This window comes from Pseudomonas cyclaminis (genome assembly GCF_015163715.1).
In the GTDB taxonomy this organism is placed as follows: domain Bacteria; phylum Pseudomonadota; class Gammaproteobacteria; order Pseudomonadales; family Pseudomonadaceae; genus Aquipseudomonas; species Aquipseudomonas cyclaminis.
Map to the genome: position 1 here is coordinate 1 of NZ_JADDUM010000088.1, position 13,537 is coordinate 13,537.

A 13,537-nucleotide genomic window follows, 5' to 3' on the forward strand; every position below is an offset into this window, starting at 1 on the left:
GCATGCTCGCGTGCGGGTACGAGAATGTGGCGGGCACTGGCGGAGGCTCAATCGATGAGAGGCTAGGAGCTTCTACTGCATGAAAGATGCGGGCTTCACACGCAAGGATAATCTGGACCTGTGCAAGCTTGGCCTCATCGGCGAATCACCGGTGTGCGAAGGCCGCCGGTAATCCATCACTGAAAGGAAGCAGGGAATGAACGATCTACGCAATGGACTGTACGGCGTCGCGCTGGCATTGGCGGCGGCGGGGTTGGGCGGTTGTGCCTCGTCGATGACGGTCACCGGCGAGCCGGGGGTGAAAATGGGCCAGAGCTATGCACAGGTGCTCGCGGTGGTCAGCCGCAACAACGCCGTGACCAAGCAGGTCGAGGGCGAAGGCTTCCGGGCTGAGGGTTACTCGCCGATGTTCAAGGACTGCCGTATCAAGTACTTCATCTTCCAGGGCGCCGATGGCTTGCAGATGGTGAAGTTCGAGCCGGCGCCGCAGCTGTCGGTCAACCAGAATTGCCGGCAGCCGTAAGCGGCTCTTTTTTCCTTTGCGAGTTGATTGCCGATGAATGTTTTACGTGGGGTTCCCGTGGTGTTGCTGGTGCTGCTGACGGGATGCGGCCAAGTGGCGAACATTCGCTCGCTGTCCACCGGCTACGTCGCCCCGACGTCCGGCGAAACGGCCCGCGTGCGGTTGATCACCGACGGTCTGGTGCGCGCAGTACCGGGGCGTGATTGCCTGGATTGGAATGTGCCGGGCGCCGGGGTGATGGCGTCGACGAAGGCGGGCTTCCCCGATCACAACGGCGAAAGCCTGGGCATGCCTGGGCCGATTTACTCGTGGGACGCTGCCGTGTCGTCCGAGTTGGTAGTGCCGGCGAACACGCCGATCGCGTTTCATTACCTGGGGAAATTGCAGTATTCCCGGCAATGCTCCAGCACCATGACCTTCGTGCCTCGGCCGGGGGTGGACTACATGGTGCAGGCGTCCATCTATGCAAGCTGTTCGTTCCAGCTGCACGAACTGCCGGCGGGCGCTAAGCAATGGGTCGCGGTGGAGCCTGCGCCCAGGGGCAAGGTGTCGATGTGCAACGCGATGGATAATTTCTAGCAGGCCAATTATTTTTCGGCCTGAATGACTTTTTCCTACTCCTCAAAGGTCAACATCCTTCAAGCACCATTGAACCCAGGAGTACGCCCCCCATGACCACCCCCAAGGCATTGTTGATCCTCCACGGCAAGCAAGCCCTCAACGAGGACGTGCGCGCGGCGGTGCTGGCCCGGCGCGAGCAGGGTTGGGAGTTGGCGGTGCGGGTGACCTGGGAGGGCGGTGACGCTCAACGGCTGGTCAAGGAGGCCCTGGACGGCGGGTATACCCACATCATTGCCGGCGGCGGCGACGGCACCTTGCGCGACGTGGCCGAAGCCATGGCCCAGGCCAAGAGCGACGCCAGCCTGGTGCTGATGCCACTGGGCACCGCCAATGATTTTGCCAAGGCCGCCGGTGTGCCGTTGGAACCTGCCCAAGCCCTGGCGTTGCTGGATGTGCCGCCCAGGGCAATCGACCTGGGCCAGGTCGGCGGGCAGATTTTCCTGAACATGGCCACTGGCGGCTTCGGCAGCCAGGTCACGGCCAATACCTCCGAAGACCTGAAGAAAGTCCTCGGCGGCGCGGCTTATCTGTTCACCGGCCTGACGCGCTTCAGCGAGTTGAAGGCCGCCTATGGTGAGCTGGAAGGCCCGGACTTCCACTGGAAGGGCGAGCTGCTGGCGCTGGGCATCGGCAACGGTCGCCAGGCGGGCGGGGGGCATGTGCTGTGCCCTGGCGCATTGGCCGATGATGGCTTGCTCGACATCAGCATTCTGCCGGCGCCCCAGGAAGTGGTCGGCACGCTGCTAAACCTGATGAGCGACGGCGGCCTCGACAATATGTTCGTGCGGGCGCGCCTGCCGTGGGTCAACATCAAGGTGGCGCAGGGCTTGTACATCAACCTTGATGGTGAGCCGCTTGAAGGGGATGACCTGCGTTTTGAAGCGCTGCCCAAGGCGCTTCGCGTGCATTTGCCGGTGGGTTCGCCCCTAGTCGTCAAGGCTGATGATCTGCTCGCGCACGGCAAATAATACGAGCCCCGCCACGTCGAATATCTGCAAGCGCTTCATGATCTGCGACCGGTGCGCTTCCACGGTCTTGATGCTCAGGCCCAGGCCGTGGGCGATCTCGCGGGTGGATTTGCCGCGCACGATCAGGCGCAGGATTTCCAGTTGGCGAGCCGTGAGGTTATGGCTGTGACCGGCGGGTGGGACCGGCCCCTGGCTGCGCACCAGCGCCTGGTTGATCACCGTGTGGGCGATCGCCGGGCTCAGGTAGCGCTCGTTGTTGCGCAGGGCTTGCAGCGCGTGTTCCAGCTCATTGGCGGTGGTGTCCTTGAGCAAATAGCCGTGGGCGCCGGCCTCCAGCGCGCACATGATCAGCTCCGGGTCGGTGTGCATCGACAGGATCAGCACCTTGCTCTTGGGGTGCGCACGCTTGAGTTGCTGCAAGGCGTCCAGGCCGCCGGTGTGCTTCATCGACAGGTCCAGCAGCACGATGTCCGGCAGCAGCGTATTGAATTGCTCCAGCAACTGCGCGCCATCGCTGGCTTCGCCCGTCACGGTGTAGCCGGGAATATCCTGGATCAGCGCACGTACGCCGGCCCGGATCAGGGCATGGTCGTCCACCAGCAGTAATGTGCAGCTCACTCGATAACCTTAGGGGCGCTGGCCCGTTCGAGGGCGCGGGGCGCCCAGGGGAAGAGCGCGTCGATGCGTGTCCCGTTGCCTGGCTGGCTGCTGACGGATAATGAGCCGCCAAGCTGATCAACCCGCTCGGACATACCCGCCATGCCCCGCTGGCCTTCCAGGCTGGGATTGATGGCGGGCGAAAAGCCCTGGCCGTCATCGCAGATGGTCAGTGACAGTCCCTCGGGCAGGCGTTGCAGGCGTACCAGCAGGTTGCGCGCCTGGGCGTGGCGCAGCATGTTGGTGACGGCTTCCTGGGTGATGCGAAAGGCCGCCACGGCCATTTCTTCCGGGATGCCGGTCAGCCGTTGCTGGCATTCCAGGCTCCAGTGCACCGAGGTGTTTTCCAGGGTCTTGAGCAGGTGCGCGCGCAGGCTGGCTTCCAGGCCCAGGCTGGCGAGCTGGCGAGGGTTGAGGATGGCGGACACATCGCGCACCTTGGCCAGGGTCTCGTTCAAGGTGTTGCACAGGACATTGCACTGGGTTTGCAGCTCATCCGGCAGGCGGCGCTTGAGCCATTCGCTTTGCAGCTTGGCGGCGGTCAGCAGTTGACCGATATCGTCATGCAGTTCGCGGCTGAGGCGGTGGCGTTCGTTTTCCTGCACTTGCAGCAGGCGATCGGCCAACTCCTGGGGCTGGAACTTGATGGATTTGCGCGAGTACCACTGTTGCAGGCCCACCACCAACACGGTGGCCAGGTTGAACAGCAGGACCATCAGCGGCAACGGTGCCGAGTGGGAATAAGCCCACAGGCTCAGCAGCAGCGAGCCAAGGCATAGGGTGAGGATCAAACGGCGTGCATTGCTGCGGGACGCGGACCTTGCGATGAATGTCTTGAGGCTGGCATGCATAGCGGATGGAGCCAATGAAGGTTCGCTGCGGGAAGACCGGTCGACGCTGACCGGACGCTGTTTGCAATACGTGATTGAATCGTTTTCAAAGTGGCAAAAGTTCAGCCACTTCGAGCGGGGTGATAGTACCACTACTCTTACCGTTGGTCGCCAGGTGCCTGTCTGGCGGGCTTATTTAGACGTGCAAACACCCCGGGACGCTAATCCCAGAGTTAATGAAGTGAGGTTTATTGTTTTAAAGGGCCTGTAGCCTTAATGGCTAATTGATATCCACGCAGGGGTCATTCAATTTCAACGCGTTAATTAAATCTGTCGTTTTTAGACAACTTCGCGCTGAATACGACTGGATAACCCCCTCAAGACGCGTGGTGAATACGCTGCTGCGGTTTATAACTGAAGTCCTTTTGTGGAATCTGCAGTGTGACCGTGGCGATCAATGTGGTTTGTTCCGCTTCATCCAGTGCCAGCAGGCCTGTCTTCGCATCGATCAACTCCAACTGCCAGGCCAGCAGCCTCAGGCAATCTTCCAGGGCATTGAGGGCCTGATCGTGCAGCTGCAAAGGGTTTTCGGCGTTGGCGATCAGGTACTGGATATGCCGCGAAAATTCGCTGATCGCCCGCAGGGCCAGGCAATCGGCCTTTTCGGCGAGCTTGATCAGGCTGACTTTCATGCAGTCGATCGCGTCGTTGTCGTTGCGAATCAAATGCAGGTGGCTCAGGCACTCCTCCGACTTGGCCAGTAGCTTTTCAGCCTCGTACAGGAACTCTGGAAGTGCAAGTTGCCACTCGTTACCGTCGTTCATCATGCAAATCTCCGCAACATAAGGTTGGGTGATGAGAGGTCGCACAGGGTGAATGGCGTAAAACTACTGCTGAAAGATAACTGGAGTATGTAGGTTGCTTCTGATTGTTCGGTAGGACGTTTATTTGAATGACGGCGACGGCTGCGCGTGGCCCTTGTGAGCAGGCTCAATTGCGCACCTTCAGTTGCCGCGACGTGAACGTCCGTAAGACCCGTGGGCCGAGGGCTTGCGATGACAAACAAAAGCCTGACTCCATTCATGCAATGAGAATGGCGTCACATTAATGGCTATTAGATATTGCGAATATCAGGTTGGGCCTGATTGTGTATAGGGGAATCCCTTACATGGCGGAACCTTGCATCGATTTGAATGTCGTGCAATGCCGCAGTACCGCTGTCTGGAGAGGTGAGTGCAGTAGAGCATGATGTCAGTGTGACATCAATGGATTTACGTGGCATTTTAGCGGGGGGTCAAGGTCTGGCTTTCGCCGCCGATAACAGCAGTAATGAATTGCACAATCCCTTCGCGCATTTTCCAGCGCACACCAGGAGCTTTTAATGGCCGGCATTCTCGACACGGTAGACCAACGCACGCAACTGGTGGGTGAGAATCGCCTGGAGATCCTCATGTTTCGCCTGGCCGGGCGGCAGCTGTTCGCAATCAACGTGTTCAAGGTGCAGGAAGTCCTGCAATTGCCCAAGTTGACCCTGATGCCACAGCGCCATCCCTTCGTGTGCGGTGTGGTCAACCTGCGTGGCCAGACCCTGCCGGTGATCGACCTGTCCCAGGCCATCGGCATGCGCCCATTGGTGCCCGGCCCGAACAGCACCATTATCGTCACCGAATACAACCGTTCGGTGCAGGCGTTCCTGGTGGGCGGCGTGGACCGCATCGTCAACATGAACTGGGAGTCCATCCTGCCGCCGCCGACCAGCGCCGGGCGTCAGCACTACCTCACCGCCATCAGCAAGGTTGATGATCAACTGGTGGAAATCATCGACGTGGAAAAAGTCCTCGCCGAGATCGTGCCCTACAACGCCAAGGTTTCCCGCGAAAAACTCGAAGACCCGGTGCTGGAACGAGCCCGTGGCCGCGAAGTGTTGCTGGTGGACGACTCCAACGTTGCCCTGTCGCAATTGCGCGACACCCTGGGTCAACTGGGCGTGAAGATGCACATCGCCAGCGACGGTCTCAAGGCACTGAACATGCTCAAGGCGTGGGCCGACGCCGGCCATGTGATGACCGACAAGCTGCTGATGATTTTCACCGACGCCGAAATGCCCGAGATGGACGGCTACCGCCTCACCACCGAGATCCGCAACGACCCGCGCCTGCGCAAGTTGTATGTGGTGCTGCATACCTCGCTGTCGGGCAGCTTCAACGACTCGATGGTGAAGAAGGTCGGGTGCGACAACTTCCTGTCCAAATTCCAGCCCGACAAGCTGGTGGACGTGGTGCGTCAGCGACTGATGCTGGACGAAGTCACCGCTTGACCTTAGGGTTGCACTTTGCCCCTCAGGAATGCAGGCCATGCTTCGTCTCAGCGCGTTGTACCGTTACCCCTTGAAGTCCGGCAAGGCCGAAACCTTGCAGCAGATCGGCCTGGATAAACTCGGGTTGGACGGGGATCGACGCTGGATGCTGGTGGACGAGGCCAGCGGGCGTTTCCTTACGCAGCGGGCGGTGGCGAAGATGAGCCAACTGGCGGCGCTGTGGAACCGCAGCGGTGGCCTGACCTTGAGTTCGCCTGGCTATGCGCCGCTGGACGTGGCGCTGCCCGGCAGCGATGCCGAGTTGCGCGGCGTGACCATCTGGCGCGATACCCTGAGGGTGCCGGACGCCGGTGATGAAGCCGCCGCCTGGGTCAGCGCCTTTATCGGCAAGCCGACGCGGCTGGTGCAGATGCCCCTGGACCGTGCCCGCACGACTGAGGCCGGTTATGGTCGCGATGATGACCAAGTGGCGTTTGCCGACGGTTATCCGTTACTCGTTATCGGGCAAGCGTCGCTGGACGACCTCTCGCAAAAAATCGGCCGCCCCATGGAGATGCTGCGCTTTCGTCCCAACCTGGTGATCGAAGGCGGTGAAGCCTTCGCCGAAGATGGCTGGAAGCGCCTGCGCATCGGTGATGTGGAGTTTCGTGCGGTCAAACGCTGCTCACGCTGCATTCTCACCACCATCGACCCGCAAACCGGCGAGCGTAGCGCCGACCGTGAGCCTTTCGCCACGCTGGATACCTACCGCAAGACAGAGGACGGCGCGATGTTCGGCCAGAACCTGGTCAACGACGGTAATGGGCGCCTGGAAGTGGGCATGCCGGTGACCATTCTCGAATAGTTTTCAGCCTCCATAAAAAATGCCCGTCTCGCAGGAGACGGGCATTTTTTTGAGCGGGCGAAGGCTTAGCCGCGGTATTCGCACAGGTAAGCGGTGTCCACGGCGACCTTCAGCTGGAACTTGCTGTTGGCCGGAACGTTGAACTGGCTGCCGGCGGCGAAGGTTTCCCACTCGCTGGCGTCAGGCAGTTTGACGGTCAGGGCGCCGGAGACCACGTGCATGATTTCACGCTGGGCGGTGCCGAATTCGTATTCACCCGGAGCCATCACGCCGATGGTCGCCGGACCTTCTGCGGTGCCGAAAGCGATCGACTTGACGGTGCCGTCGAAGTACTCGTTGACTTTGAACATGGGCGAATCCTCGGAAAAAGGGTCTGGAAAGGTCGGCCAGTATGCCCAAGGGCAGGGGAGCTGCCTAGACCGGTAAAATCAACGGCAGCAGGCGTGCGGTATTGCGTGCATCTTCCAGTGCCCGATGTTGCTGGCCATGGAACTGCATCCCCGCCAATTGCAGCGCGCCGTTGAGCCCCAGGGGCTTGTCCAGGCGCCGGGCCTTGGCGAAGCGCTGCTTGAGGTTCACATGGGGCGTCTTGGCGAGTGCGCTGACCACGCCATTGCGCTGCCATTCAAGCTCAAGCTGCGCACGGTCATAGTCGCCCCAACTGGCCCAACCTTCCAGGCGCGGTTGATGCTGGGCCAGCCAGCGTTCGAACAGCGGCCACACCTCGGTGATGGGCGCGGCGGCGTCGATATTCGCCTGGGTGATGTGGGTCAACTGGCGGCAAAAAGGCGTCAGCAATGGGCGGCGCAAGGGCCGCACAAAGCGCTGGAAGTGGTCCAGTTCACGGCCCTGGCGGTTGACCAGGCTCGCGCCGATCTCGATGACTTCCATCTCCGTCACGGGCCAGCCGCCTTCATCCGTTGTGGCTTCAAGGTCAATAATCAGCCAATGAGGCATTGTGCAGGTTCCCGTACTCGTCCCTTCCTGATGGGGATAGAGCGTAGCCCGGCCCTGTAGTTCCGCCTAGGGCCTATTCGATCTCCAGCAAAACCTGGCGATTGCGCACCTGATCGCCTGCGACTGCCTGCACAGCCTTGATCACACCGTCGATGCCGGCTGTCAGCGGGTGTTCCATTTTCATGGCTTCAAGCACCAGCAGCAGTTGGCCTTTGCTGACGCGCTCGCCGGCACGGACCCGCACCTCGACAATGGCGCCGTCCATCGGCGCCTTGACTGTGCCGCTGCTGGCGTCGGCCCGGCGGCTGGCGACCTGTTGGGTGCGATTGGTCACGGTCAGGCCCGGCAGCCACAGTTGGTCGCCGTCGAGGTGGTAAGCGACGCGGCGACGGATACCATTGAGCACCCGCGTGGCGTAGCGCCCGTCGGTGCTGAGTTGCAGGTCGTCAACGGTGACCGTGTGCAGGTCGCCGTTGACTTCCAGGCGGTAAGTCCAGGGGATGCCTGCGTTATTGCGCCATCCCGCCAGACCTTGGGCGTGCTGGTTGGCGCCGTGGTGATAAAACAGCGCGGCGGCGAGGGCAAGCTGCTCATTCGTCGCGGCGAGCGGCGCGATGTGGCTGAAGTGCTCGGCGATCAACCCGGTGCTGAAATTGCCGTCGATAAAGTCCGGGTGCCTGAGCAGATCGGCCAGCAGTTGCTGATTGGTGTTGACCCCCAGCAGCATGGTGTCTTCCACCGCACGCAGCAGCTTGCGCCGCGCCTCCTCGCGGGTGGCGCCGTGGGCGATGATCTTGGCTTGCAGGGCGTCATAGAACGGGCTGATGGTCTGGCCTTCGCTGACGCCATGGTCGGTGCGTACGCCTGCGGCCGGCTCCCAGCGCAGCACCTTGCCGGTTTGCGGGAGGAAGCCTTGGGCCGGGTCTTCGGCGTACAGGCGCACTTCCATGGCGTGGCCGCTCAGGCTCACTTGTTCTTGGGTTAACGGCAGCGGCTGGCCGGCGGCGACCTGCAGTTGCCAGGCCACCAGATCGAGGCCGGTGATCAACTCGGTGACCGGGTGTTCCACTTGCAGGCGCGTGTTCATTTCCAGGAAGTAGAACTGGCCGTTGCGGTCGAGCAGGAATTCCACGGTACCGGCGCCAACGTAATTCACTGCGCGCCCGGCCTTGAGCGCGGCCTCGCCCATGGCCTGGCGCAGTACGGGGGGCATGACGGGGCAGGGCGCTTCCTCGATGATTTTTTGATGGCGACGCTGGATCGAGCAGTCGCGTTCGCCGAGGTAGATCAGGTGGCCGTGGCTGTCGCCGAACAATTGGATTTCGACGTGGCGCGGCTCGATCAGCGCCTGTTCCAGGATCAGTTCGTCGCTGCCGAAGGCGTTCTGCGCTTCGGAGCGGGCGGTACGCAGGTGTTCCAGCAGGTGCTCGCGTTGGTGCACCAGACGCATGCCTCGGCCGCCGCCACCAGCGCTGGCTTTGATCATCAGGGGGTAGCCGATGCGGTCGGCGTGGTGTTGCAACGTGGCGTCGTCCTGGGCGCTGCCTTGGTAGCCGGCGATGCAGGGCACGCCGGCGTCGAGCATGGCGAGTTTGGAGAGGCGTTTGCTGCCCATCAGGTCGATGGCTTCTGCGCTGGGGCCGATAAAAGTGATGCCAGCGGTGATGCAGGCGTTGGCGAAGGCGGGGTTTTCGGAGAGGAAGCCGTAGCCGGGATGGATCGCGTCCGCGCCGGTGCGGTGGGCGGCGTCGAGGATGGCCTGGATATTGAGGTAGGACTGCTGCACCGGGGCGGCACCGATGTGGATGGATTCATCGGCCATTTGGACATGCAGGGCGTTGGCGTCAGCGTCGCTGTAGAGGGCGACGGTGCGGTAGCCCAGGGCTTGTGCGGTGCGCTGGATGCGGCAGGCGATTTCGCCGCGATTGGAGATCAGGATCTTCGTGAACGGCGGCATGGCTGTGGTCCTTGTCTACATATCCGTTATTTAGGTAACGGCGGCTTAACTAACCAAAGGGTCTTCGCCCCAGCGGCCTTAGAGCCGACCGGTGTTTCATGTCGGTCACAATTCACAGGTGGGAGGGGGCAAGCCCCCTCCCACCTGTTGATCTCCCTGCATCAGGTAGATCCCAGCCTCCGTTCGGGCATGCCGAGCCTGGGCGGGGCACCCTGATAACCGATATACATTCACTCACCGAGCCCACTCGGGTCTGCGTTTCTGCACAAAAGCCCGAGTCCCCTCAAGCCCTTCTTCCCCCGTCACCGCCTCGGCAAACCACTGCGCAGCCTGATCCAGCAACGGTCCCACCGGCTGTTCGACGCTGGCCAACAACAACGCCTTGGTCCGCGCATTGGCCCCCGGCGCACACTGCAATACCTGCCCCAATACCTCATCCAGCCGTTGCGCCAGCGCCTGCGGATCACGCTCGACAAAATGCACCACCCCCAACCGCTGCGCCTCAACCCCATCAAAGCGCGCTGCCGTCAGCGCCAATCGCCGCGCCTGGGTCAGGCCAATCCGCTTGACCACAAACGGCGCAATCTGTGCCGGTAATAACCCCAGGCTGGTCTCCGGCAAACCGAACTGCGCCTGGTGATCGGCCATCGCAATATCACTCACACACGCCAAGCCAAGTCCGCCGCCGAGCACGGCGCCCTGCAGCACCACAATCACGACCTGCGATACCGCTTCAACCTCTTGCAGCAAGCTGCCAAAGGCCCGGTTCAACTCGGCTGGTTGGTCGCACGCATTGGCCAGGTCCTTCACATCGGCCCCTGCACAGAAATGCCCGCCCGCGCCGCTGAGCACCACGGCTCGCACTTGGTCGTCGAGTCGGGCCAGGACCGCACGCAGTTCGTTGACCATCTCCAGGCTCATGGCGTTGCGGCATTCGGGCCGGTTGAGGGTGATGTGCAGCACGCCGTTATGGGGCTCCAGCAGCAAGGTGTTCATGGTTTTTTCCCCGGCAAGGTGCCCATCAGTTTGCAGATGATGCCCAGCATGATTTCGTCGGCACCGCCGCCAATCGATACCAGGCGCACATCGCGATAAGCGCGTGCCACGGGGTTGTCCCACATAAAGCCCATGCCGCCCCAATATTGCAGGCAACTGTCGCTGACTTCACGGCCCAGGCGCCCGGCCTTGAGTTTGGCCATGGAGGCCAGACGGGTCACGTCCTGGCCTTTGATGTATTGCTCGGTGGCCTGGTAGACCAGTGCCCGCAGGCATTCGATTTCGGTGGCCAGTTCGGCCAGGCGAAAATGGATCACCTGGTTGTCGATCAGTGCCTTGCCGAACGTCTGGCGTTCCTTGCAGTACTCAATGGTGCTGTCGATGCAGTACTCCAGGCCCTTGATCATATTGGCCGCGCCGAACAGGCGTTCTTCCTGGAATTGCAGCATCTGCATCATGAAGCCCGCGCCTTCGTGGCCGATGCGGTTGCGCTGGGGGATGCGCACGTCGTCGAAGAACACCTGGGCGGTCTCGGAGCTGTGCATGCCGAGTTTTTCCAGGGGCGGGCTGACGCGGATGCCGGGGGTGTTCATCGGCACCATGATCAGGGATTTGTTGATGTGCGGCTTGTCGTCCGACGTGTTGGCCAACAGGCACATGAAGTCGGCGCTGGGCGAGTTGGTGATCCACATTTTGCTGCCGTTGATCACGTAGTCATCGCCGTCCTTGCGCGCGTGGGTCTTGAGCCCGGCCACGTCGGAGCCGGCGCCGGTTTCCGAAACGCCGATGCAGCCGACCTGCTCGCCGCTGATGGCCGGGCGCAGGAATTCGTCGCGCAGTGCATCGGATCCGAAGCGGGCGAGGGCGGGGGTGCACATGTCGGTCTGCACGCCGATGGACATGGGAATGCCGCCGCAGCGAATGCTGCCGAATTCTTCGGCGGCGACGATCGAGTAGCTGTAGTCCAGGCCCATGCCGCCGAAGTGTTCCGGCTTGGAAATGCCCAGCAGGCCAAGGTCGCCGGCCTTGCGGAAAACCTCGTGGATGGGAAAGCGCCCGGCTTTTTCCCATTCGTCCACATGGGGGTTGATCTCGCGGTCGACGAAGGCACGCACGGTGCGGCGCAATTGCTGGTGTTCCTGGGTAAAGATCATTTCTTATCGTTCTCCTGATCGTTAGAAACGCGCTACACCAAAGCTATTGGGCTGCAATGGCCGTACTTCGGCGTCATGGCAGATATCCAGCAAAAAGCCGAGCAACGTACGGGTATCCCGTGGATCAATCAGCCCGTCATCCCACAGGTTTGCGCTGCCGTACAGTGCGGTGGACTGGCTGTCGAGCTTCTGCGCGGTGACTTGCTCCAGCATGTCCAGCACCTTGGGATCGGGCACCAGGCCGTCTTTGAGCTGCTTGGCCTCGGTGACGATACGCAGCACCTTGCCCGCCTGTGCACCGCCCATCACCGCCGTGCGACTGTTGGGCCAGGCAAAGATGAAACGCGGGTCCAGACCTCGGCCACACATCGCATAGTTGCCTGCACCATAGGAGCCGCCGACCACCACCGTGAGTTTAGGCACCCGCGCATTGGCCACGGCCTGGATCATCTTTGCGCCGTGCTTGATCACGCCTTGCTGCTCCGACTCGGTGCCGACCATAAAACCGGTGGTGTTGTGCAAGAACAGCAGCGGCGTGCGGCTCTGGTCGCACAACTGGATAAATTGCGCCGCCTTGCTTGCGCCTTTGGGCGTGATGGGGCCGTTGTTGCCGATCACGCCCATGGCGCGGCCCTGGATATGCAGGTGGCCGCAGACGGTGTGGGCATCGAACTCGCCCTTGAATTCCAGGAACCGGGAACCGTCGGCCAGGCGCGCCAGGATTTCGCGCACGTCGTAGGGCTTTTTCGGGTCATCGGGGATCAGCCCCAACAGCTCATCGATCGGGTACAACGGCTCCTGATAAGCACGGTTTGGCGTCGGTGGCAGGCGATCATTCCACGGCAGCAGGCTGACAATTTCACGCACGATGCGCACGCCGTCGGCGTCGTTTTCCGCCAGGTATTCGGCGGTGCCGGCAGTTTGCGCGTGCATCTCGGCGCCGCCCAACTCCTCATCCGTCGCCACTTCGCCGGTGGCCGCCTTGAGCAGCGGCGGTCCGGCGAGGAACAGCTTGGCCTTGCCGCGCACCACCACCACGTAATCCGACAACCCCGGCTGGTATGCGCCGCCCGCCGTGGCCGAGCCGTGCACCACGGTGATCTGCGGCAGGCCCATGGCCGACATGCGCGCCTGGTTGGCGAAGCTGCGTGCGCCTTCGACGAAAATCTCGGCGGCATAGTTGAGGTTGGCGCCGCCGCTTTCGGCCAGGGTCACCACCGGTAATTTGTTCTCCATAGCGATCTGCTGCAGGCGCAGGGATTTTTTCAGCCCGGAGGGAGAAATGGTGCCGCCCTTGATCGCACTGTTATTGGCCACCACCAGCAAGCGCACGCCGCTGACGTAGCCGATCCCGGCGATCAGCCCACCTCCGGCGGTGCTGCCGTCCTTGTCGTCGTGGAGTTTGTAGCCGGCCAGGCTGGCCAGTTCCAGGAACGGCGCGCCGGGGTCCAGCAACAGGTTGAGGCGCTCGCGGGGCAGCAGTTGGCCGCGCTTGTCGAACTTAGGCTTGGCTTCCTGGGCTTTGCTCAGCAGGTTCTGCTCCAGTTGGCGCAGGTGCCGGATGCTGTCCAGCATGGCGTCGCGGTTGTGCGCGAAGGCGGCGCTGTGGGCGTCGATCAGGCTTTCAATCACCGGCATGGTGTATTTCCCTTCCTTGAGCACATCCACGCTGTGACCCTGAGCCGCTCGGCGTTGAAGATCAAATCGAAGGCC

At 61.8% G+C, this 13,537-nt stretch carries 14 protein-coding genes; 5 read left to right on the forward strand and 9 right to left on the reverse strand.

Annotated features, from left to right (window positions below; genetic code table 11):
- The first annotated feature begins 196 nt into the window (after positions 1-196).
- The 3 genes from IQK56_RS12355 (at position 197) to yegS (ending at position 2,112) form a co-directional block, all read left to right on the forward strand.
- Positions 197-523, forward strand: coding sequence for a hypothetical protein (locus IQK56_RS12355; protein WP_193863553.1), 327 nt, complete (start codon positions 197-199; stop codon positions 521-523).
- 33 nt (positions 524-556) lie between these two features.
- Positions 557-1,102 carry a hypothetical protein gene (locus IQK56_RS12360; protein ID WP_150760388.1) on the forward strand — a complete coding sequence of 182 codons (546 nt, stop codon included), beginning with the start codon at positions 557-559 and terminating at the stop codon, positions 1,100-1,102.
- Positions 1,103-1,194: 92 nt separating this feature from the next.
- Positions 1,195-2,112 carry a lipid kinase YegS gene (gene yegS / locus IQK56_RS12365; RefSeq protein ID WP_122308124.1) on the forward strand — a complete coding sequence of 306 codons (918 nt, stop codon included), beginning with the start codon at positions 1,195-1,197 and terminating at the stop codon, positions 2,110-2,112.
- On the opposite strand, the gene IQK56_RS12370 is transcribed toward yegS, so the two are convergent.
- From IQK56_RS12370 to IQK56_RS12380, 3 genes are all read right to left on the reverse strand, one after another.
- Positions 2,071-2,730 (reverse strand): response regulator, encoded by a 660-nt coding sequence (locus IQK56_RS12370; RefSeq protein WP_193863554.1) that lies wholly within the window; start codon positions 2,728-2,730, stop codon positions 2,071-2,073. The two genes, yegS and IQK56_RS12370, sit on opposite strands and share 42 nt — an antisense overlap.
- A complete protein-coding gene (locus tag IQK56_RS12375; RefSeq protein WP_150760430.1) occupies positions 2,727-3,620 on the reverse strand; it encodes a sensor histidine kinase in 894 nt (297 codons plus the stop codon). Before IQK56_RS12375 ends, IQK56_RS12370 begins: the two co-directional genes overlap by 4 nt.
- Before the next feature lie 356 nt (positions 3,621-3,976).
- A complete protein-coding gene (locus tag IQK56_RS12380; protein ID WP_183140540.1) occupies positions 3,977-4,426 on the reverse strand; it encodes a hypothetical protein in 450 nt (149 codons plus the stop codon).
- A 554-nt stretch (positions 4,427-4,980) separates the two neighbouring features.
- Here IQK56_RS12380 and IQK56_RS12385 point away from each other — a divergent pair.
- Positions 4,981-5,916, forward strand: coding sequence for a chemotaxis protein CheV (locus IQK56_RS12385; RefSeq protein ID WP_122308121.1), 936 nt, complete (start codon positions 4,981-4,983; stop codon positions 5,914-5,916).
- A gap of 37 nt (positions 5,917-5,953) precedes the next feature.
- Positions 5,954-6,760 carry an MOSC domain-containing protein gene (locus IQK56_RS12390; RefSeq protein WP_122308120.1) on the forward strand — a complete coding sequence of 269 codons (807 nt, stop codon included), beginning with the start codon at positions 5,954-5,956 and terminating at the stop codon, positions 6,758-6,760.
- A 65-nt stretch (positions 6,761-6,825) separates the two neighbouring features.
- Here IQK56_RS12390 and ppnP read toward each other — a convergent pair whose 3' ends face one another.
- From ppnP to atuC, 6 genes are all read right to left on the reverse strand, one after another.
- Positions 6,826-7,110, reverse strand: coding sequence for a pyrimidine/purine nucleoside phosphorylase (ppnP, locus tag IQK56_RS12395; protein ID WP_010208796.1), 285 nt, complete (start codon positions 7,108-7,110; stop codon positions 6,826-6,828).
- A 64-nt stretch (positions 7,111-7,174) separates the two neighbouring features.
- The gene (locus tag IQK56_RS12400) at positions 7,175-7,717 is read right to left on the reverse strand and encodes a 3'-5' exonuclease (RefSeq protein WP_122308119.1); all 543 of its coding nucleotides are present in this window, start codon (positions 7,715-7,717) and stop codon (positions 7,175-7,177) included.
- Between the two features lie 73 nt (positions 7,718-7,790).
- Positions 7,791-9,674 carry an acetyl-CoA carboxylase biotin carboxylase subunit gene (locus IQK56_RS12405; RefSeq protein ID WP_193901714.1) on the reverse strand — a complete coding sequence of 628 codons (1,884 nt, stop codon included), beginning with the start codon at positions 9,672-9,674 and terminating at the stop codon, positions 7,791-7,793.
- Positions 9,675-9,908: 234 nt separating this feature from the next.
- Positions 9,909-10,670, reverse strand: a complete 762-nt coding sequence (locus tag IQK56_RS12410) for an enoyl-CoA hydratase/isomerase family protein (protein WP_122308117.1) — start codon at positions 10,668-10,670, stop codon at positions 9,909-9,911.
- Positions 10,667-11,824 (reverse strand): citronellyl-CoA dehydrogenase, encoded by a 1,158-nt coding sequence (atuD, locus tag IQK56_RS12415; RefSeq protein WP_193863555.1) that lies wholly within the window; start codon positions 11,822-11,824, stop codon positions 10,667-10,669. The genes IQK56_RS12410 and atuD overlap by 4 nt, the downstream gene beginning before the upstream one ends.
- A gap of 21 nt (positions 11,825-11,845) precedes the next feature.
- Entirely contained in the window at positions 11,846-13,462 is a 1,617-nt protein-coding gene (gene atuC / locus IQK56_RS12420; protein ID WP_150760384.1) for a geranyl-CoA carboxylase subunit beta, read from the reverse strand.
- Positions 13,463-13,537: the final 75 nt, after the last annotated feature.